14 protein-coding genes are annotated in these 19,059 nt (G+C 67.8%); 4 read left to right on the plus strand and 10 right to left on the minus strand.

The window, feature by feature from the left end; translation table 11 throughout:
* Positions 1 to 423: 423 nt before the first annotated feature.
* A complete protein-coding gene (locus ABY44_RS17135) occupies positions 424 to 1,662 on the plus strand; it encodes an MFS transporter (RefSeq protein WP_021162356.1) in 1,239 nt (412 codons plus the stop codon).
* A gap of 69 nt (positions 1,663 to 1,731) precedes the next feature.
* Here ABY44_RS17135 and ABY44_RS17140 read toward each other — a convergent pair whose 3' ends face one another.
* Entirely contained in the window at positions 1,732 to 2,529 is a 798-nt protein-coding gene (locus ABY44_RS17140) for a 5'-methylthioadenosine/adenosylhomocysteine nucleosidase (protein WP_027787726.1), read from the minus strand.
* A complete protein-coding gene (locus tag ABY44_RS17145; protein WP_060173020.1) occupies positions 2,526 to 4,889 on the minus strand; it encodes a UvrD-helicase domain-containing protein in 2,364 nt (787 codons plus the stop codon). Before ABY44_RS17145 ends, ABY44_RS17140 begins: the two co-directional genes overlap by 4 nt.
* Before the next feature lie 224 nt (positions 4,890 to 5,113).
* Between ABY44_RS17145 and ABY44_RS17150 the strand changes: the two genes are divergently transcribed.
* Together ABY44_RS17150 and galU are read left to right on the plus strand one after the other, a co-directional pair.
* On the plus strand, positions 5,114 to 7,981 hold the full coding sequence (locus ABY44_RS17150) for a valine--tRNA ligase (RefSeq protein WP_059699039.1): 2,868 nt from the start codon (positions 5,114 to 5,116) through the stop codon (positions 7,979 to 7,981).
* Between the two features lie 87 nt (positions 7,982 to 8,068).
* Positions 8,069 to 8,953 carry a UTP--glucose-1-phosphate uridylyltransferase GalU gene (gene galU, locus ABY44_RS17155; protein ID WP_060173019.1) on the plus strand — a complete coding sequence of 295 codons (885 nt, stop codon included), beginning with the start codon at positions 8,069 to 8,071 and terminating at the stop codon, positions 8,951 to 8,953.
* Positions 8,954 to 9,013: 60 nt separating this feature from the next.
* Here the strand turns inward: galU and ABY44_RS17160 are convergent, their stop codons facing one another.
* From ABY44_RS17160 to ABY44_RS17190, 7 genes are all read right to left on the minus strand, one after another.
* The gene (locus tag ABY44_RS17160; RefSeq protein ID WP_027787730.1) at positions 9,014 to 9,628 is read right to left on the minus strand and encodes a DUF4136 domain-containing protein; all 615 of its coding nucleotides are present in this window, start codon (positions 9,626 to 9,628) and stop codon (positions 9,014 to 9,016) included.
* A gap of 37 nt (positions 9,629 to 9,665) precedes the next feature.
* Positions 9,666 to 12,053 (minus strand): CHASE2 domain-containing protein, encoded by a 2,388-nt coding sequence (locus ABY44_RS17165; protein ID WP_060173018.1) that lies wholly within the window; start codon positions 12,051 to 12,053, stop codon positions 9,666 to 9,668.
* A 10-nt stretch (positions 12,054 to 12,063) separates the two neighbouring features.
* On the minus strand, positions 12,064 to 13,425 hold the full coding sequence (locus tag ABY44_RS17170; protein ID WP_027787732.1) for a FecR family protein: 1,362 nt from the start codon (positions 13,423 to 13,425) through the stop codon (positions 12,064 to 12,066).
* Entirely contained in the window at positions 13,422 to 14,126 is a 705-nt protein-coding gene (locus ABY44_RS17175) for a response regulator transcription factor (protein WP_006490421.1), read from the minus strand. Before ABY44_RS17175 ends, ABY44_RS17170 begins: the two co-directional genes overlap by 4 nt.
* Before the next feature lie 269 nt (positions 14,127 to 14,395).
* Positions 14,396 to 14,818, minus strand: coding sequence for a hypothetical protein (locus ABY44_RS17180; RefSeq protein WP_027787733.1), 423 nt, complete (start codon positions 14,816 to 14,818; stop codon positions 14,396 to 14,398).
* Positions 14,819 to 15,014: 196 nt separating this feature from the next.
* Positions 15,015 to 15,242, minus strand: coding sequence for a sulfurtransferase TusA family protein (locus tag ABY44_RS17185; RefSeq protein WP_006402122.1), 228 nt, complete (start codon positions 15,240 to 15,242; stop codon positions 15,015 to 15,017).
* Positions 15,243 to 15,359: 117 nt separating this feature from the next.
* The gene (locus tag ABY44_RS17190; protein WP_060173017.1) at positions 15,360 to 16,295 is read right to left on the minus strand and encodes a LysR family transcriptional regulator; all 936 of its coding nucleotides are present in this window, start codon (positions 16,293 to 16,295) and stop codon (positions 15,360 to 15,362) included.
* 113 nt (positions 16,296 to 16,408) lie between these two features.
* Here ABY44_RS17190 and ABY44_RS17195 point away from each other — a divergent pair, with 113 nt between their 5' ends.
* Positions 16,409 to 17,929, plus strand: coding sequence for a CoA-acylating methylmalonate-semialdehyde dehydrogenase (locus ABY44_RS17195; RefSeq protein ID WP_060173016.1), 1,521 nt, complete (start codon positions 16,409 to 16,411; stop codon positions 17,927 to 17,929).
* A gap of 87 nt (positions 17,930 to 18,016) precedes the next feature.
* On the opposite strand, the gene ABY44_RS17200 is transcribed toward ABY44_RS17195, so the two are convergent.
* Entirely contained in the window at positions 18,017 to 18,901 is an 885-nt protein-coding gene (locus ABY44_RS17200; RefSeq protein ID WP_021162369.1) for a MurR/RpiR family transcriptional regulator, read from the minus strand.
* Positions 18,902 to 19,059 lie beyond the last annotated feature (158 nt).

A 19,059-nucleotide genomic window follows, 5' to 3' on the forward strand; every position in this document is an offset into this window, starting at 1 on the left:
AAGATGCTGCTTTCATCGATATATCCCCGTATTGATCACGCGGCCGGAAAGGTCGGTCCCGGCGTACCCGCGATGGCTGGCCATGCCGCGCGTCCTGCGCCCGCACGGCGGATAGCCGGTGCCGGGCGCGGCGCGCCAGTTGTCATTGGGTCGTTCTACGGCCGCCACCGCCGTTTCTTGAGTCCGGTAAACCACGCACCGGCCCCGGGCGCCCGCCCCGCTTGCGGGCGGGCGTGCCGCCAGCGTTATACCCGGCCAAAAAAGCGGGCATCGATCGATCCGTCGGATGAATGTCCGATTCACGATAAAACTTGTCCGGACATTCCCGATACGCCACATTACACTTCTTTGACGCAGCAACGATTCAAGACGCGCCGATCCCCAGCAGAGCGCGCCCGCCACCTCAACTCGTTCAGCTCTCACATGGAAACCAGCCTCGACACCGGCTCCGCCGGCGCAGCCGCCACCCAGCCTTCCGCGCCACCCGTCGCCCGCACCGTCTACCCGGTGCTCGGCGCAATCAGCTTCTCGCACATGCTCAACGACATGATCCAGTCGTTGATCCTCGCGATCTACCCGATGCTCAAGAGCCAGTTCGCGCTGTCGTTCGCGCAGATCGGCCTGATCACGCTCACCTACCAGATCACCGCGTCGCTGCTGCAGCCGCTCGTCGGCCTCTATACCGACAAGCGTCCGAAACCGTATTCGCTGCCGGTCGGCATGGGTTTCACGCTCGCCGGGCTGCTGCTGATGTCGGTCGCGCCGAATTTCCCGATGTTGCTGGTGGCCGCGGCGCTCGTCGGCTGCGGCTCGTCGGTGTTCCATCCCGAATCGTCGCGCGTCGCGCGGATGGCGTCGGGCGGCCAGCACGGGCTCGCGCAGTCGGTGTTCCAGGTCGGCGGCAACGCGGGCTCCGCGCTCGGGCCGCTGCTCGCCGCGCTCGTGATCATTCCGCACGGCCAGCACAGCATCGCGTGGTTCTCGGCAGCCGCGCTCGTCGCGATGATCGTGCTCACGCAGATCGGCCACTGGTACAAGAAGCATCCGTCGATGAAGAAGAAGGCCGCGGCGGCCGGCCACCCGACGCTGTCGCGCGGCCGCGTGATGGGCGCGATCGGCGTGCTGGTGCTGCTCGTGTTCTCGAAGTACTTCTACCTCGCGAGCATCAACAGCTATTTCACGTTCTACCTGATCGACAAGTTCCACCTGTCGGTGCAGGCCGCGCAGATCCACCTGTTCGTGTTCCTCGCGGCCGTGGCGGCGGGCACGCTGATCGGCGGGCCGGTGGGCGACCGGATCGGCCGCAAGTACGTGATCTGGGTATCGATCCTCGGCGTCGCGCCGTTCACGCTGCTGCTGCCGTACGCGAACCTGTTCTGGACCAGCGTGCTGACCGTGATCATCGGCATCGTGCTCGCGTCCGCGTTCGCCGCGATCCTGGTCTACGCGACGGAGCTGATGCCCGGCAAGGTCGGGATGGTCGCGGGCCTGTTCTTCGGCTTCGCGTTCGGCCTCGGCGGTGTCGGCGCGGCCGTGCTCGGCCAGCTCGCCGACGCGACGAGCATCACGTTCGTCTACAAGGTGTGCTCGTTCCTGCCGCTGATCGGCGTGCTGACGGTGTTCCTGCCGAACCTCGAAAGCAGCCGGCGCAAGAAGGCGTAAAAAAACGGCCGCGGCGCGCCTGCCGGCGCCGCGGCCGTGATGCTCCGATCGACGGGATCGACGGCGGCTTCAGGCCGCCGTCGTCGCATGCAGCGTCAGGAAACGCTTGAGGATGCCGGACGAATAGCTGCTCGCAATCGCCGACAGGAAGTGCGAGAACGACTGCGTCGCGTGATCGTCGGCCGTATCGGAGATCGTGCGCACGAGCGCGAACGGCACGTCGTGCTCCGCGCACACCTGCGCGATCGCGGCCCCTTCCATTTCGACCGCGAGCGCATCCGGCAGCGCGTCGCGCAGCGCGACGACCTCGCGCTCGCTCGACACGAAGCGGTCGCCGCTGATGACGAGCCCCGCGTGCAGCGTCGCGCCGGCCAGGCTGAAGCGTGCGGCGAACTGCGCACCCTCTTCCGCGACGAATTGCGTGCACGCGGCCCGCAGGCGCGCGGTCAGTGCGGCGTCGGTCGCGAAACGCGTGATGCCGAGCAACGGCACCTCGTAGCGCGGAAACAGCGGCGACGCGTCGAGATCGTGCTGCAGCAGCGTATCGGCCACGACGACATCGCCGACGCGCACCGTGCGCGACACACCGCCCGCGACGCCGGTGAACACGATGCCCGACACGCCGAACACGTGGATCAGCGCGCTGACCGTCGCGGCGGCCGCGACCTTGCCGACCCGCGCGAGCGTCACCACACAGGCCGCGCCGTGCACGGTACCGACGTGATAATCGCGGCGGCCGAGCGTGACCGTCTTCATCGCGCCGTCGGCGCGCATCGCGGCGATCAGGTCGCCGAGTTCCTCGGGCAGCGCGGCCAGGATGCCGAGCGGTCGAATCGAAGCCGTGCCCACCATGTCGATGCCGGTCATTCCACCGCCTGCAGTTTCGCGACCGCGAGCGCGAGCCACTTCTCGCCGTGCCGCTTGAATTTCACCTGTGCCTTCGCATCGGTGCCGTTGCCTTCGAGCGCGGTGACCGTGCCTTCGCCGAACTTGGTATGGAACACCTGCTGGCCGACGCGGAAACCGGTATCGGCTGCACGCTGCTTGTTCGCGAACGCCGGCAGCGGCGCGGTCACGGCCGCATCGACGATCTGCTCGCGACTGCCGCCGCCCGGCCGCGCGAACCAGTCGCGCCCGTACCCGGCGTTGTCCGACCGGCCACCCCAGCGCGAACCGGCCTCGACCTTCGGCGTCAGCCACTTGAGCACGTGTTCGGGCAGCTCGTCGAAGAAGCGCGAGCGCACGTTGTAACGCGTCTGGCCATGCAGCATCCGGCTCTGCGCGAACGACAGGTAGAGCCGCTCCTTCGCGCGCGTGATCGCGACGTACATCAGCCGGCGCTCTTCCTCGAGACCGTCCGATTCGAGCACGCTGTTCTCGTGCGGGAACAGCCCTTCCTCGAGGCCCGTGATGAACACGGCCGAGAATTCGAGCCCCTTCGCCGCGTGCACCGTCATCAGCTGCACGGCGTCCTGGCCGGCCTGCGCCTGGTTGTCGCCGGCCTCCAGCGACGCATGCGACAGGAAACCGGCGAGCGGCGTCATCGTGTCGGGGTTCTGTGCCGGGTCGGCAGGCGATACCGGGTCGAGCACGTCGACCGCCTGATCGTCCGCCGCGGAGCCGAGCTCCGGGGCCGCGATCGCGCCTGCGCGCAGCGGAATCGAACGGGCCGGCGTGTCGAGCCCGTAGCCCTCCTCTGCGATGAACGCGGTGGCCGCGTTCACGAGTTCCTGCAAGTTCTCGAGACGGTCCTGGCCTTCGCGCTCGCCCTGGTAGAAATCGGCGAGACCGCTGGCGCGCACGATGTGCTCGACGGTGTCGGGCAGGTTCATCTGCTGCGTGTCGGCGCGCATCTTCGCGACCAGGTTCGCGAACCCGCCGAGGCTCGTGCCGGCCTTGCCCGTCACGTACGGAATCGCGGCGGCCATCGAGCAGCCGTACAGGCGCGCGGCGTCGGCGAGCTGCTCGATCGAGCGCGCGCCGATTCCGCGGGTCGGGAAGTTCACGACGCGCACGAACGCGGTGTCGTCGTTCGGGTTGTCGATCAGGCGCAGGTACGCGAGCGCGTGCTTCACTTCCTGGCGTTCGAAGAAGCGCAGGCCGCCGTACACGCGGTACGGGATGCCCGACGACATCAGCGTGTGCTCGATCGAGCGCGACTGCGCGTTGCTGCGGTACAGGACGGCCACTTCGCTGCGCGCCATCCCGGTGTTGATCAGCGAGCGGATCTCCTCGACGATCCAGCCGGCTTCCTGCGAATCGGTGCTCGCCTCGTACACGCGCACGGGTTCGCCGTGGCCCGCGTCGGTGCGCAGGTTCTTGCCGAGGCGGTGCGCGTTGTTCGAGATCAGCTGGTTCGCCGCGTCGAGGATGTTGCCGTGCGACCGGTAGTTCTGCTCGAGCTTGATCAGGTTGCGCACCCGGAATTCGTCTTCGAAGTCGCGCATGTTGCCGACGTTCGCGCCGCGGAACGCGTAGATCGACTGATCGTCGTCGCCGACCGCGAAGATCGCGTTCTGGCCGCCCGCGAGCATCTTGAGCCACGCGTACTGCAGCTTGTTGGTGTCCTGGAACTCGTCGACGAGGATGTGCCGGAAGCGCGCCTGGTAGTGCGCGCGCAGCGGCGCGTTGTACGCGAGCAATTCATAGCAGCGCAGCAGCAGCTCGGGGAAATCGACGACGCCCTCGCGCTGGCACTGCTGGTCGTATGCCTGGTACAGCTCGACGAACTTGCGGTTGAAGTTGTCGGTCGCGTCGACCTTGTCGGGACGCAGCCCCTGCTCCTTCGCATTGTTGATGAAGTACTGGACGTTCTTCGGCGGGTACTTCTCGTCGTCGACGTTCGCCGCCTTCATCAGCCGCTTGATCGCGGACAGCTGGTCGGCCGTGTCGAGGATCTGGAAGGCCTGCGGCAGGCCGGCGTCGCGCCAGTGCGTGCGCAGCATCCGGTTGCACAGGCCGTGGAACGTGCCGATCCACATCCCGCGCGTGTCGATCGGCATCATCGCCGACAGGCGCGCCATCATCTCGCGGGCGGCCTTGTTCGTGAAGGTCACGGCGAGCACGGTGGGCGGCGATGCGTAGCCCTGCTGGATCAGCCACGCGATGCGCGTGATCAGCACGCGGGTCTTGCCGCTGCCCGCCCCTGCGAGGATCAGCGCCGGTTCGTTCGGCAACGTGACGGCGGCGAGTTGTTCGGGGTTCAGATTGGCGAGCAGGTCGGGCATGGAGCGGCAGCGAACGGGCGAGGAAAATGCGGACCCGACATTATAAGGCGGCCGGACGATGCCGTTCCCGATCCGTTCGACCGCCCGTCGCGGGTACGTTGCCGGCACGTGGCGGCCGCGTCGCGACGGGCCCGCGCCGGCAAGGCGATGGCTGGTCGATGTGCATCCATTTATAATTGTCGGATTCGGCATCCAATTCACGCATTTTTCGGCAGATTTCCAACATGAGCGACAACACGCTTGCGAAGAGTTTCGAGCCCCACACCATCGAGTCCCATTGGGGGCCGGAGTGGGAAAAGCGCGGTTACGCGGCCCCGGCATTCGATCCGGCCCGCCCCGATTTCTCGATCCAGTTGCCGCCGCCGAACGTGACGGGCACGCTGCACATGGGCCACGCGTTCAACCAGACGATCATGGACGGCCTCGCCCGCTACCACCGGATGCTCGGCGAGAACACGCTGTGGGTGCCCGGCACCGACCACGCGGGGATCGCGACCCAGATCGTCGTCGAGCGCCAGCTCGACGCGCAGGGCGTGTCGCGCCACGACCTCGGCCGCGAGAAGTTCGTGGAGCGCGTGTGGGAATGGAAGGAAAAATCCGGTTCGACGATCACCGGCCAGGTGCGCCGCATCGGCGCGTCCACCGACTGGTCGCGCGAATACTTCACGATGGACGACAAGATGTCGGCCGCCGTGCGCGACGTGTTCGTCACGCTTTATGAACAGGGCCTGATCTACCGCGGCAAGCGCCTCGTCAACTGGGATCCGGTGCTGTTGACCGCCGTGTCGGATCTCGAAGTCGTGAGCGAAGAGGAAAACGGCCACCTGTGGCACATCCGCTACCCGCTCGTCGACGGCTCGGGCTCGCTGACCGTTGCCACGACGCGCCCGGAAACGATGCTCGGCGACGTCGCGCTGATGGTCCATCCGGAAGACGAGCGCTACGCGCACCTGATCGGCAAGCTCGTCACGCTGCCGCTGACGGGCCGCGAGATCCCGGTGATCGCCGACGACTACGTCGACCGCGAGTTCGGCACGGGCGTCGTGAAGGTCACGCCCGCGCACGACTTCAACGACTACCAGGTCGGCCTGCGCCACAAGCTCGCGCCGATCGAGATCCTGACGCTCGACGCGAAGATCAACGACAACGGCCCCGAGCAGTATCGCGGCCTCGACCGCTTCGACGCGCGCAAGGCGATCGTCGCCGATCTCGACGCGCAGGGCTTCCTCGATTCCGTGAAGCCGCACAAGCTGATGGTGCCGCGCGGCGACCGCACGGGCGTCGTCATCGAGCCGATGCTGACCGACCAGTGGTTCGTCGCGATGACGAAGCCGGCGCCGGAAGGCACGTTCAATCCCGGCAAGTCGATCACGGAAACGTCGCTCGACGTCGTGCGCAACGGTCAGATCAAGTTCGTGCCGGAAAACTGGACGACCACCTATTACCAGTGGCTCGAGAACATCCAGGACTGGTGCATCTCGCGCCAGCTGTGGTGGGGCCACCAGATTCCCGCGTGGTACGGCGAGAACGGCGAGGTGTTCGTCGCGCGCAACGAGGAAGAAGCGCGCGCGCAGGCTGCCGCGAAGGGTTACGCGGGCGCGCTGAAGCGCGACGAGGACGTGCTCGACACGTGGTTCTCGTCGGCGCTCGTGCCGTTCTCGTCGCTCGGCTGGCCGAACGAAACGCCTGAACTGAAGCACTTCCTGCCGTCGTCGGTGCTCGTCACGGGCTTCGACATCATCTTCTTCTGGGTCGCCCGGATGGTGATGATGACCACGCACTTCACGGGCCAGGTGCCGTTCCACACCGTCTACGTGCACGGCCTCGTGCGCGACGCGGAAGGCCAGAAGATGTCGAAGAGCAAGGGCAACACGCTCGACCCGATCGACATCGTCGACGGTATCGATCTCGACACGCTGGTCGCGAAGCGCACGACGGGCCTGATGAACCCGAAACAGGCCGCGACGATCGAGAAGAAAACGCGCAAGGAATTCCCGGACGGCATCGCCGCGTTCGGCACCGATGCGCTGCGCTTCACGATGGCGTCGATGGCAACGCTCGGCCGCAACGTGAACTTCGACCTCGCGCGCTGCGAGGGCTATCGCAACTTCTGCAACAAGCTGTGGAACGCGACGCGCTTCGTACTGATGAACTGCGAAGGCCACGACTGCGGCAGCGACAAGCCGGAAGTCTGCGGCGCGGGCGATTGCGGCCCGGGCGGCTACCTCGACTTCTCGGCGGCCGACCGCTGGATCGTGTCGCTGCTGCAGCGCACCGAGGCCGACATCGCGAAGGGCTTCGCCGATTACCGCTTCGACAACATCGCAAGCAGCATCTACAAGTTTGTGTGGGACGAGTACTGCGACTGGTATCTCGAACTCGCGAAGGTGCAGATCCAGAACGGCACGCCGGAACAGCAGCGCGCAACGCGCCGCACGCTGCTGCGCGTGCTCGAAACGGTGCTGCGCCTCGCGCACCCGATCATCCCGTTCATTACCGAAGCGCTCTGGCAGAAGGTCGCGCCGCTCGCCGGCCGCTATCCGGAAGGCAAGGCCGACGGAGAAGCGTCGCTGATGGTGCAGGCGTACCCGGTCGCGAACCTGCAGAAGATCGACGAGGTGTCCGAACAGTGGGCGGCCGACCTGAAGGCGATCGTCGACGCGTGCCGCAACCTGCGCGGCGAGATGAACCTGTCGCCGGCAACCAAGGTGCCGCTGCTTGCCGCCGGCGATGCCGAGCGCCTGCGCTCGTTCGCGCCGTACGTCCAGGCCCTCGCGCGCCTGTCGGAAGTGCAGATCCTCGCGGACGAAGCGGCGCTCGACAAGGAAGCGCACGGCGCGCCGATCGCGATCGTCGGGCCGAACAAGCTGGTGCTGAAGGTGGAAATCGACGTCGCGGCCGAACGCGAGCGCCTGTCGAAGGAAATCGCGCGCCTGACGGGCGAAATCGCGAAATGCAATGCGAAGCTCGGCAACGAGGCTTTCGTCGCGAAAGCGCCGCCGGCGGTGGTCGAACAGGAGCAGAAGCGCGTCGCGGAATTCCAGAGCACGCTCGAAAAACTGCGCGCGCAGCTCGATCGGTTGCCTGCGTAACAAAGGGTAAGGTTGTTTGCGTTCACTATAATGCGGACGTGAACATAAACCGTCTGACAAGTCGATTACAGAAATAAAGGTTCGATCATGTTGAAAGTCACCAAGGCGGTATTCCCTGTTGCCGGCCTCGGCACGCGCTTCCTCCCGGCAACGAAGGCAAGCCCGAAGGAAATGCTGCCGGTCGTCGACAAGCCGCTGATCCAGTACGCGGTCGAGGAAGCGATCGCCGCCGGCATTACCGAGATGATCTTCGTCACCGGGCGCAGCAAGCGCGCGATCGAGGACCACTTCGACAAGTCGTACGAAATCGAGGCCGAACTCGAGGCGCGCGGCAAGGAGAAGCTGCTCGAACTCGTGCGCAGTATCAAGCCGAGCCATGTCGACTGCTTCTACGTGCGCCAGCCGGAAGCGCTCGGCCTCGGCCATGCAGTGCTGTGCGCCGAAAAGCTCGTGGCCGACAACCCGTTCGCGGTGATCCTCGCCGACGACCTGCTCGACGGCAACCCGCCCGTGATGAAGCAGATGGTCGACGTGTTCGACCACTATCACAGCTCGGTGATCGGCGTCGAAGAGATCCCGCCGTCGGAGACGAAGTCGTACGGGATCGTCGACGGCAAGGAGTGGGAGGAGTCGATCGTCAAGATGTCGGCGATCATCGAAAAGCCGGCGCCGGAAGTCGCGCCGTCGAACCTCGGCGTGGTCGGCCGCTACATCCTGAAGCCGAGGATCTTCGAGCACCTGCGCGCGCTGAAGCCCGGCGCGGGCGGCGAACTGCAGCTCACCGACGCGATCCAGGCACTGCTCGCCGATGAACAGGTACTGGCCTACAAGTACCAGGGCACGCGCTACGACTGCGGCAGCAAGCTCGGCTACCTGAAGGCGACGGTCGAATTCGCGCTGCGCCACGCGGAAGTCGGCGCGGAATTCGACGCGTACCTGCGCGCGCGCGCCAGCGCACACCCCTCCGACTGAACGCGGCAAGGGCACAAGGGCTCACTCCGGCGAGCCCGCCCTCACCTCACCGGCCGGCGCTCAGCGCGCTTCGGCCGGCTTCACCGAGACGACGCCCGGCATCCCGCCCGCGTCGTCTTTTTTCGTCTTGACGAGCCAGCCGTTGCCCGCGTCGAACGGCATCTTCGCGAGCGCGCTCTTCACGAGCGCCGGCGCGGCCTGCTGCGTGCCCGGCTCGCGATCGCGCAGCGACGCCGTCACGCGATAGACGTCGGCCCCCGACTTCGCGTCGACGAACCGCAGCGTCAGCACGTGGCGGTATACCTTCCCGGCGAACGGCAGCGCGAGCGGCGACGGCCCGTCGACGGTCACGCACGCGCTGCTCGCCGCACCGCACTGGTCGGCGACGGCCGCGACCGCCGTCGGCTGCGTCGCGTAGGCGACCGACAGCCGGTAGCGCGCGTCCTTGAGCGGTTTCGCGTCGAAGCCGCGGTGCGCGAGTTCGTCGCGCACGAGCGTCTCGATCTGCCGGTATTCGGCATCGTTGGCCTGCGCGGCCGTCCGCACGAAATCGTAGCCGTGTGCATCGGATGCGAACGCGTTCGGCTGCCCGACCGCACTCACGCCGCTCGTCACGCCGGCGCAACCCGTCAACAGCGACGCCGCCAGCGCGGCCGCTGCCCATTCCTTTCTCATGGCTTTCCCCAAATACCTGCCGTCGTGCCCGGCCCTATCAGGCGGACGGCTCGTCGATCGCGGGCAGCGACACCGTCACCGCGGTGCCGACACCCACCTCGCTGTCGACCGACACGCTGCCCCCATGGCGCGTGACGACCGTCTTCACGAATGCCATGCCGAGCCCGGAACCCGAGATTTCGGGCCGCTCGCCGGCATGGAACCGCTTGAAACGCTCGAACAGATGCCGCTGATCTTCCGGCGCAATGCCGTACCCCTGATCGCGAATCGTACAGAACATCCGTTTCGACGCATGCTCGACCGCCAGCGTACACGTGATCACGGTGTCGGACGGACTGTATTTGACTGCGTTGTTCAGCAGGTTCACGAACGCGCGCGTGATCAGCGAGCGGTCCGCGCGCACCCAGCACATGTCGGTGCCGACGTCGGTGTCGATGCGGATGTGCTTCGCCTGCGCCTGCGGCCATACCTCGTCGCTCGCGTCGATCAGCACGTCGACGAGGCTCGTCGCCTCGAGCTGGTACGCCTGCGACTCCGCGCGCGCCAGCTGCACGAACTCGTCGGCGAGCGACAGCGCGCGGTGCGCATAGCGCTCGATCCGCGCGAGCAGCCCGCGCATCGCGTCGGTCTCGACGCGGTCGCGCTCGATCTCGACGAGCGCGAGGATCGACGACTGCGGCGAGCGCATGTCGTGCGACAGCAGGTGCAGCGCTTCCTCGCGATGCCGCTCGGCCGCGTGCAGTTCGGTCACGTCGACGAGGCCGGCGATCCAGCCCGTCACGCGGCCCTGCGCGTTCGTGCAGGCCGCGTAGCGTAGCAGATGGTCGAGCCCGTCGCGATCGCGCACCTCGATGCCGCGCGCCATTGCATCGTGCTCGTCCTCGAGCGTCGGGTCGAGCACGGCCGGCCAGCGCTCGCGAATCGCCGCGTCGTGTTCCGCGTTGCCGTCGACGGTCTTCATGAACGTCAGCTCGCCGAGCGCGGTGCGCAGCGGCCGCCCTTCCGGCAGCGGCAGCGACAGGCGCGATCCGTAGCGCTTCGCTGCATGGTTCGCGATCAGCACGGTGCCGGCCAGGTCGGTCACGAAGATCGGCTCGGGCATGCTGTCGAGGCTGTCCCACACGAAGCGCTTCATGTCCTGCACGCGCTGCGCGGCTTGCGCCATCAGCGCCATCTGCCGCTCGAGCACGTCGCCGCCGACGCTGCGCGTGCGCGGCGCCTCGGGCAGCAGATGCGGCTCGTCGGCGAGCCGCTGCAGCTCGCGGCGCAGGTACGACATCGTCATTTCCAGGCGCCGCCAGTTCCAGATCGGGTAGACGGCGACCAGCCCGAAGATCGCGGGCGCCGGCGACAGCCAGATGCGCGCCTCGAACAGCAGCGCCATGCTCGCGACGACGGCGAGCCCGGCAAGGCTCAGCGTGAGCAGCAGCGCGCGCCACGGCGACAGCATCAGGAAGCCGCCCAGCAGCACGGCGAGCGGCAGCAGCGACGCGGCGAACAGCCCAGCGCGCGACGCGGGCGAGATCGCGCTGCCGGTCGCCAGCATGTCGAGCACGTTGGCATGGATGTACACACCGGCGAGCGGCCCGAACTCGCCGGACACGGGCGTCGCGAAGCGGTCGTACAGCCCCGACGCCGTCACGCCGACGACGACGATCTTGCCGCGCAGCGCGTCGGGCTTCACGCGCCCTTCGAGCACGTCGTCGAACGACAGCGTCGGATACGCGGGCGTGTTGCGGCTGAACGGGATCAGGTAGCGGCCCTCGCCCGCCGCGTCGCGCGACAGGTCGTGCGCATGCGCACCGGGCACGCCGCCGACCGGATGCAGCCGGCCGCCCTGGATCGCGCGATACACGGGCACCATCAGTTGCGGCCAGCGCACGCGGCCGTCGCTTTCGAACAGCGCGACGCTGCGTACGATACCGTCGCGGTCGACTTCGAGGTTGATGTGGCCGAGCCCGACCGCGCGCGCCGCGAGCGCGGCCACCGGCGGATCGACCGCGCGCGTGCCGTCCGCCTGTTCGGGGCTCAGCAGCACGGGCAGGAAGGTCGGCACGTGGCTCATCGCGTCCGCGAACGCGCGATCCTCCGCGGACGGTTCGGTAAACAGCACGTCGTAGACGACGGCAGCCGGCTGCGCGCGCGCGAGCGTATCGAGCAGCCGCGCGTGCACGTTGCGCGACCACGGCCAGCGGCCGAGCGCGGACACGCTCTGGTTGTCGATGTCGACGACCACCACGTCGGGCGACAACGGCAGGCTGCGCAGCATCAGCAGCCGGTCGTAGATCAGGCCGTCGACGCTCGTCGACAGGCGGCCGAGCGCGCACGCAAGGATCACCGCGATCCCGAGGCAGCCGATCGCGATCCATTCGATCAGGAAGCGGCGGCCGAGGCGCCGCCGCGGGGAAACGGAGTCGGGTTTCATGCGCCGCGGATCAGCGCGACAGCGTGAACGCGCTGACCGGACTGGTCTTCTCGTAGAACTTGCCGCCTTCGAATTCCTCGACGGTCACGGCCCAGAAATAGTCGCCCGGCGGCAGGTGCGCAACGGTGATCTGGCGCGCATGCAGGCCGACCTGGTCGACGACCGGTGCGCTCAGGTCCTTCGAGCGCGACAGCACGAACCGGTAGCGCGCATCCTTGCCCGAACCGTTCGGCGACCAGCGGAACTCGTAGCCGTCGGCGCCGGGCGACGCGCTCGCGTCGAGCCCCATCACGCGGCGCTCGAACGCATACGTGCGCGGCCGGCCCTCGAGGCCGTTCGCGTCGATCGCGGCGACCCGCACGAAGTAGTTCCCGTTCGGCACGTCGTGAAAGACCGCCCGCGGAGAATCGGTGCGCGTTTCGCGGAACAGGTCGAGCAGCCCGGCGTCGTGCGCGAGCTGCAAGCGGTAGCCACGCGCGTCGCCGAGCGGCGCGACGTCGAATGTGACGTCGGGCTCGTCCTGCACCTTGTCGGGATGCGCGAGCGCCGGTGCGGGCAGCAGCTCGACGGGCGCGCCGACCGCGCCGGACGACGTCGCGACGCTGCCGAAATTCGCATGCACGAGCGTCGGGCCGGCCGGCTGCCGATCGCCCGCGACGCCGACGGTGCCGTCGAGCACTTCGACGCGCGTCGACGCGCTACCGGCCGCGTCGTAATTCACGCGAAAGTGCGTACCGCGCACGCCGGCCACGACCGACGGCGAACGGATCTGGAAGCGGTCGTCGCGTTTCTTCAGATGGGTGACCTCGCTGTCGACCGAGCCGCGCGTGAGTTCGAACTCGCGATCGAGCGTGCCGGTCAGCACCGTGCGGCGCAGCGCCTTCAGGTCGAGCTGGCTGTCGGGCGGCAGGCTCATGTGCGTGCCGTCGGCGAGCTCGAGCGTCACGAAGCCGTTCGGGCCCGTGCGCACGCGATCGCCCTCGGCAAGCGTCGCATCGTTCGCGAGCGGCGCGTAAGCGTCGCCGGACGCGCGTTCGGCCGTCCCCTGTACCGCGACGACGCGCGCGGTCAGTTTTTCCTTGCGCAGACGCGCCACCGGCAGCTTCAGCGCGATGCCGGGCTGCAGGTGCTTCGGCGCGGGTACGCCGTTGATCTGCTGAAGCAGCTGCCAGTCGTCCGCGCCCTGCAGGTAGCGCGCGGCGACGTCGTACAGCGTGTCGCCCGCCTGCGTGCGGTAGACGACCATCTTGCCCGCCGCGGCGGGCGGCTGCGCGGCCGCATGCTGCGCGGCGAACGCAAACGCGACCGCGCAGGACACACGCAGCGCCGCCGTCCGCAGGTTCGCCGTGTGCTGCGTGATTCCCGTGGTCACTCCGGTTCTCCCTGGCCGACCCGCTCGAGCCGGTAGCCGTAGCCGTAGATCGGCGCGAGGCGATAGCCGTTTTCGGGCCGCAGGCCGAGCTTGGTGCGCAGCATCGAGATGTGCGTATCCATCGTGCGCGACGGGATGTCGGTCGCCTGCTTCCACACGAGATCGAGAATGTGCGCGCGCGACAGCGGCCGGTCGAGGTGCTGGAACAGCAGCAGCGCGAGCTCGAATTCCTTCTGCGTGAGGCTCACGGCCTTGTCGCCGACGTAGGCCTGCTTCAGGTTCACGTCGAAGCGGAACTGGTCGAACTCGCGAACGGTTGCCTCGGCGTTGACCGGATACGCACGGCGCAGCAACGAGCCGATGCGCGCACGCAGGATCGGGCCCGACACGGGCTTGACCACGTAATCGTCGGCGCCGGCGTTGAGGATCTGCGTGATACCCGCCTCGTCGTCACGGCTCGTCATGAAGATGATCGGCAGGCTGTGCTCGGTCTGATTCGCACGCACCCACTTCAGCACTTCCTCGCCGGACATGTCGGGCACGTTCCAGTCGAGCACCAGCAGATCGAACGTCTCGCGCTGCAGGCGCTTCTTCAGGGCCTTGCCTTCCTTGAACGCATAGCACGTATGGCCGACGGCCGTCAGCGTTTGACTGACGAAATCCGTCTGGGCCGGATCGTCATCCAGTACAGCAATTCTCATAGCACCCCGCAAATCGAAATCGATTCGTCCAGTTCAGCTCCCCGCCCCCACCCCGGCCGCGCAGCACATGCGCGGCTTCCGGATACCGGCCGGCGAGCCGTCGTTCGCCGCTCGCGCCACCTGCGCAAACCGGCGACCCCGGCTAAATATCTCAAAAACGGGGCACGGACGAACCGGCGATTTCATCATAGTAGTATGAAATTCGCCAATAAATTGCGCGGACTACCGTCTTTTCTTCGAATAATGCTTCCTGTCGCGCAATCGGGCGTCTAGTCGGCGCCCGCGATGCCGGCCACCGGCTCGACAACATCGTCGGCCGGCACGTGCTGCGACAGCGGTTCCGCATGCGCCGGTTGTACAAGCATCCGCTGCAGCTGGCCGCGCACGCGCTCCCACGCGGCGGCCGCGTAGTCCGGCTGGCTCGCCGCCCACGCCTGCGCCAGATCGAACACGCGCTCGATCGTCGCACCGCAGTAGGTCAGGCCCGAGCCGTCGTCCAGCGCGGCGTCGCGCAGCCGTTCGTCGAGCCACTCGGCCAGCCACGGCATCTCGGCCGCGGCCGAATCCGCGTAAGCCTCCAGCGCCGCACGCGCGTGACGATCCTGCTGCGGATCAAGCTCGATACGGCTCAGTCCCGATACGCTGCGTTCCGCTCCGGACGGACTTCGAATGGTCCCTGGTCTGAAGGACATGTCCTCTCCCCGTTGTACGACGGTAGCGTCAGGCATGGCCCCCGTGCCCGCCGTAAGACGTACCGTGGCCGGCGCATCCGCTGGGAGCGGACGACCGGCCGGGTCAGTATACGCAGCCGGTCACGAAGCGAGGTTTAAGAATTGTCAGAAAAGCGCGGCCCGGCGCCAGGCGCGGCCGGCAGCATGACGCGGGCCTTCAGCGGCGGCGCATCAGGAACACGAAGGTCTTGTCCTGCGTCGTCGATTCGACGATCTCGTTGCCCGTCTGCTTGGCGAACGCGGCGAAATCGCGCTGCGAACCCGGATCGGTCGCGAGCACCTTGAGGATTTGCCCGCTTTCCATATCGGCGAGCGCTTTCTTGGCACGGAGGATCGGCAACGGGCAATTGAGCCCGCGCGCGTCCACTTCCTTGTGAATCTGCATCGGCTGTCGACCTTCGAATGTCGCGCCACACGCGGCGCGGGAAGAAGCCGCGATTTTACCGCAGCGCCGCCGCGCCTGCCCGGGCAGGCCAAGGCCCGGCACCCGCGGGCACCGGGTTCACGCGCCGGAGAAGCCGCCCGCGAGCCGTTCCCGCAGGTGCCGCACGAGCGCGCGCACCGCGCTCGGCACGACCGGGCTGTACGGGCGGATCGCGAAGATGTGGTCGCCGAACGCGCCCGACGGCCGCCAGCCGTCGAGCAGCGCGACGAGCCGGCCGGCGTCGAGATCGCGCTGCGCGCTGAAGTCCGGCAGCAGCGCGATTCCGAGCCCGCCGAGCGCGGCTTCGCGCATCGCCTCGCTGTTGTTCGCCGCGAAACTGCCGCGCACCGGCACGCTCACGCGCTGGCGCCGCCGGCCGTCCGGCTCGAAGCTCCACGCGGCCGGCTCGTGCTCGCGCAGGTAGCACAGGCAGCTGTGCTCGACGAGTTCGCTCGGGTGCCTCGGCGCGCCGCGCGCGTCGAGGTAGTCGCGGCTCGCGACGAGCAGCGAACGCGTGTCGCACAGCTTCCACGCGACGTGGGTCTGCGGCGCGGTGGTCGTATGGCGGATCGCGAGGTCGAAACCCTCCTGCGTCAGCGAATGCAGCCGGTCCGACAGGTCGAGCTCGATCTGCACGCCCGGATGCCGCCGCAGGAAATCGGGCAGGTGCGGCACGACCTGCTGGCGCCCGAGCGCGACCGGCACCGTCACGCGCAGCAGGCCGCGCGGCTCCCCGGCCAGGTCCTTCACGCGCGCAAAGTGCTGCCCGATCGACTCGAACGCGTCGCGCGTGCTGTCGACGAGCGTCTGGCCCGCGTCGGTGAGCCGCACGCTGCGCGTCGTGCGCCGCACGAGCGGCACGCCGGCCGCTTTTTCGAGATCGGCGATGCGCTGGCTCATCGCGGCCTTGCTGATGCCGAGCCGCTGCGCGGCGGCCGTGAAACTGCCGGCCGCGGCCAGCACCGTCAGCGAATGGATATGCGGCCAGAGGGCCTGGACATTTTGCTGATTCATCCGTCGATTATTCAGAATTCTGAACAGTGAATCAAGCTGCGCGGCCTTCTCCCGCCCGGCGCGTTTGCCTAGACTGGGTGCCGTCCACCCTACCCGATCCCTCAGGAGACACGATGAATCCGGTTCCCGCGTACACCTCCGACGCCGACGTCGGCCACTATGTCGACGGCGCGCCCGTCTCCGGCCGCAGCGGCCGCTTCCAGGACGTGCTCAATCCCGCGCTCGGCCGCGCGGTGCGCCGCGTCGCGCTCGCCGACGACAGCGAAGTGCAGCAGGCCGTCGCGTCGGCCCATGCCGCGTTCCCCGAGTGGGCCGCGACGCCGCCGATCCGCCGCGCGCGCGTCCTGCATCGCTTCCTGCAACTGATGAACGAGCACCGCGACGCGCTCGCGGCGATCATCACGGCCGAGCACGGCAAGGTGTTCTCCGACGCGCAGGGCGAAGTCGCGCGCGGCATCGACATCATCGAATTCGCGTGCGGGGTGCCGCAGCTCCTGAAAGGCGACTTCACCGACCAGGTCAGCACCGGCATCGACAACTGGACGATGCGCCAGCCGCTCGGCGTCGTCGCGGGCATCACGCCGTTCAACTTCCCGTGCATGGTGCCGTGCTGGATGTTCCCGGTCGCGATCGCGACGGGCAACACGTTCGTGCTGAAGCCGAGCGAGCGCGACCCGTCGGCGGCCGTGTTCATCGCCGACCTGCTCACGCAGGCCGGGTTGCCGGCCGGCGTGTTCAACGTCGTCCAGGGCGACAAGGGGGCGGTCGACGCGCTGCTCGACCACCCGGACGTGCAGGCCGTCAGCTTCGTCGGCTCGACCCCGATCGCGGCCTACGTGCAGCAACGCGCGGTGCAGTCGGGCAAGCGCGTGCAGGCCCTCGGCGGCGCGAAGAACCATCTGGTGGTGATGCCCGATGCGAACCTCGAACAGGCCGTCGACGCGCTGATCGGCGCCGCGTACGGCTCGGCCGGCGAACGCTGCATGGCGATCAGCGTCGCGGTGCTGGTCGGCGACGTCGCGGACAAGATCGTGCCGCTGGTGGCCGAGCGCGCACGCAAGCTCGTGATCGGCGACGGGATGTCGCCGGAAGTCGAGATGGGCCCGATCGTCACCGGCGATGCACTCAAGCGCATCGAAGGCTATATCGAGCAAGGCGTGAACGAAGGCGCGCAACTGGTGGTCGACGGCCGCGGGCTGCGCGTGCCGGGCCGCGAGGCAGGCTTCTTCACCGGCGGCACGCTGTTCGACCACGTGACCCCCGACATGCGCATCTACAAGGAAGAAATCTTCGGGCCCGTGCTCGGCTGCGTGCGCGTGAAGGACTTCGGCGAGGCGGTCGACCTGATCAACGCGCACGAGTTCGGCAACGGCGTGTCGTGCTTCACGAGCGACGGCGGCATCGCGCGCGAATTCGCGCGGCGCATCCAGGTCGGGATGGTCGGCATCAACGTGCCGATTCCGGTGCCGATGGCGTGGCATGGCTTCGGCGGCTGGAAGAAGAGCCTGTTCGGCGACATGCACGCCTACGGCGAGGAAGGCGTGCGCTTCTACACGCGCCAGAAGTCGGTGATGCAGCGCTGGTCGTCGAGCATCGGCAAGGGTGCCGAATTCGCGATGCCGACCGCGAAGTAATCGCCTGAAGGCACGCCGACGGCCGGTCGCTGGCCGCTGGTTGCCGGTTACCGGTTGCTCCCGCGGCCGGTATACCGGCAGGCGACGTCAGCCGGCCTTCGTGCCGTGCGCGCCGTCGGCGGTCGGCAGGTACGACAGTTCGAGCCGATACGCGAGCGCGACGAACAGGCTCTGCGCGAGGCCCATCGTGGCCGTCAGCGCGCGGAAGCCGAACGTCTCGCTGTCCTGCACCATCAGCGTCACCTCGGCCTCCCGTGCAAGCGGGCTCATCCGGCTGTCGGTGATCGCGATCAGCCGCGCGCCGCGCTGCACGGCCTGCTGTGCGACCTGCACGGTTTCCTCCGCATACGGCATGAACGAGATGACGATCATCACGTCGCCCTCGCGCACCGACCGGATCTGCCCGAGATGCATGCTGCCCAGCGCGCTGAACAGCCCGATGCGCTTGTCGGTGTGCTGCAGCGCGTAGTCGAGGTACACGGCGATCGGAAACGCGCGCCGCGAGCCCGCGATCCAGATCGCCTGGGTTTCGGCGAGCAGGTCGACGGCCTGCGCGAGCGCCTGCGAATCGAGCGTCTGCCGCAGCTGCTGCATGCCGGCAATGCTGCCCTTGATGAATTCGTCGGCGATCTGTTCGGGCTGCAGGCTCGACGAGCCCGACTCGATCACGTCGCGCAGTCGCAGGTTGTACGCGCGCCCCGGCGCGATCTGCTGCGCGAGCCCTTCGCGGAACAGCCGCTGCATCTCGGAGAAGCCGGAAAAGCCGAAATGCTTCGCGAAGCGCACGACGGCCGACGGCTGGACGCCGCACGCCTCCGCGAGCGACTGGATGCCTTCCAGGCCAAGCTGGTCCCGATGCGTTTCCACGTGGCGCGCAATCACCTTCAGGCGATTGCTGAGGCCGTCGTATTCCTGCGTCAGGTGCTGCAGGAACTGCTCGACGGTGGCGGGAGGTTTCTCGGATGAACTCATCGGATAGCGCGAAGTTGACGGCCCCGATGCGCGCACGACACTGACGGACGCGGCCCGGGGCTCACCTGAACACATGCATGAAGGGCGAATTTAATCACGTTTGCGGCGCGGCCCGCGCCACGTGCTCGCTCCCACGCGCTCGATCATCACTTGCCTAC

The organism is Burkholderia sp. ZZQ-2 (genome assembly GCF_050768715.1).
GTDB classification, from domain to species: Bacteria; Pseudomonadota; Gammaproteobacteria; order Burkholderiales; family Burkholderiaceae; genus Burkholderia; species Burkholderia cepacia.

Excerpts from the sequence above, each read along its gene's own strand:
- ABY44_RS17175 (WP_006490421.1), bottom strand. The coding sequence starts at position 14,126 with ATGAGAATTGCTGTACTGGATGACGATCCGGCCCAGACGGATTTCGTC.
- ABY44_RS17140 (WP_027787726.1), bottom strand. The coding sequence starts at position 2,529 with ATGACCGGCATCGACATGGTGGGCACGGCTTCGATTCGACCGCTCGGC.
- ABY44_RS17200 (WP_021162369.1), bottom strand. The coding sequence starts at position 18,901 with ATGAGTTCATCCGAGAAACCTCCCGCCACCGTCGAGCAGTTCCTGCAG.
- ABY44_RS17190 (WP_060173017.1), bottom strand. The coding sequence starts at position 16,295 with ATGAATCAGCAAAATGTCCAGGCCCTCTGGCCGCATATCCATTCGCTG.
- ABY44_RS17160 (WP_027787730.1), bottom strand. The coding sequence starts at position 9,628 with ATGAGAAAGGAATGGGCAGCGGCCGCGCTGGCGGCGTCGCTGTTGACG.
- ABY44_RS17135 (WP_021162356.1), top strand. The coding sequence starts at position 424 with ATGGAAACCAGCCTCGACACCGGCTCCGCCGGCGCAGCCGCCACCCAG.
- ABY44_RS17195 (WP_060173016.1), top strand. The coding sequence starts at position 16,409 with ATGAATCCGGTTCCCGCGTACACCTCCGACGCCGACGTCGGCCACTAT.
- ABY44_RS17150 (WP_059699039.1), top strand. The coding sequence starts at position 5,114 with ATGAGCGACAACACGCTTGCGAAGAGTTTCGAGCCCCACACCATCGAG.
- ABY44_RS17145 (WP_060173020.1), bottom strand. The coding sequence starts at position 4,889 with ATGCCCGACCTGCTCGCCAATCTGAACCCCGAACAACTCGCCGCCGTC.
- galU (WP_060173019.1), top strand. The coding sequence starts at position 8,069 with ATGTTGAAAGTCACCAAGGCGGTATTCCCTGTTGCCGGCCTCGGCACG.
- ABY44_RS17165 (WP_060173018.1), bottom strand. The coding sequence starts at position 12,053 with ATGAAACCCGACTCCGTTTCCCCGCGGCGGCGCCTCGGCCGCCGCTTC.
- ABY44_RS17185 (WP_006402122.1), bottom strand. The coding sequence starts at position 15,242 with ATGCAGATTCACAAGGAAGTGGACGCGCGCGGGCTCAATTGCCCGTTG.
- ABY44_RS17180 (WP_027787733.1), bottom strand. The coding sequence starts at position 14,818 with ATGTCCTTCAGACCAGGGACCATTCGAAGTCCGTCCGGAGCGGAACGC.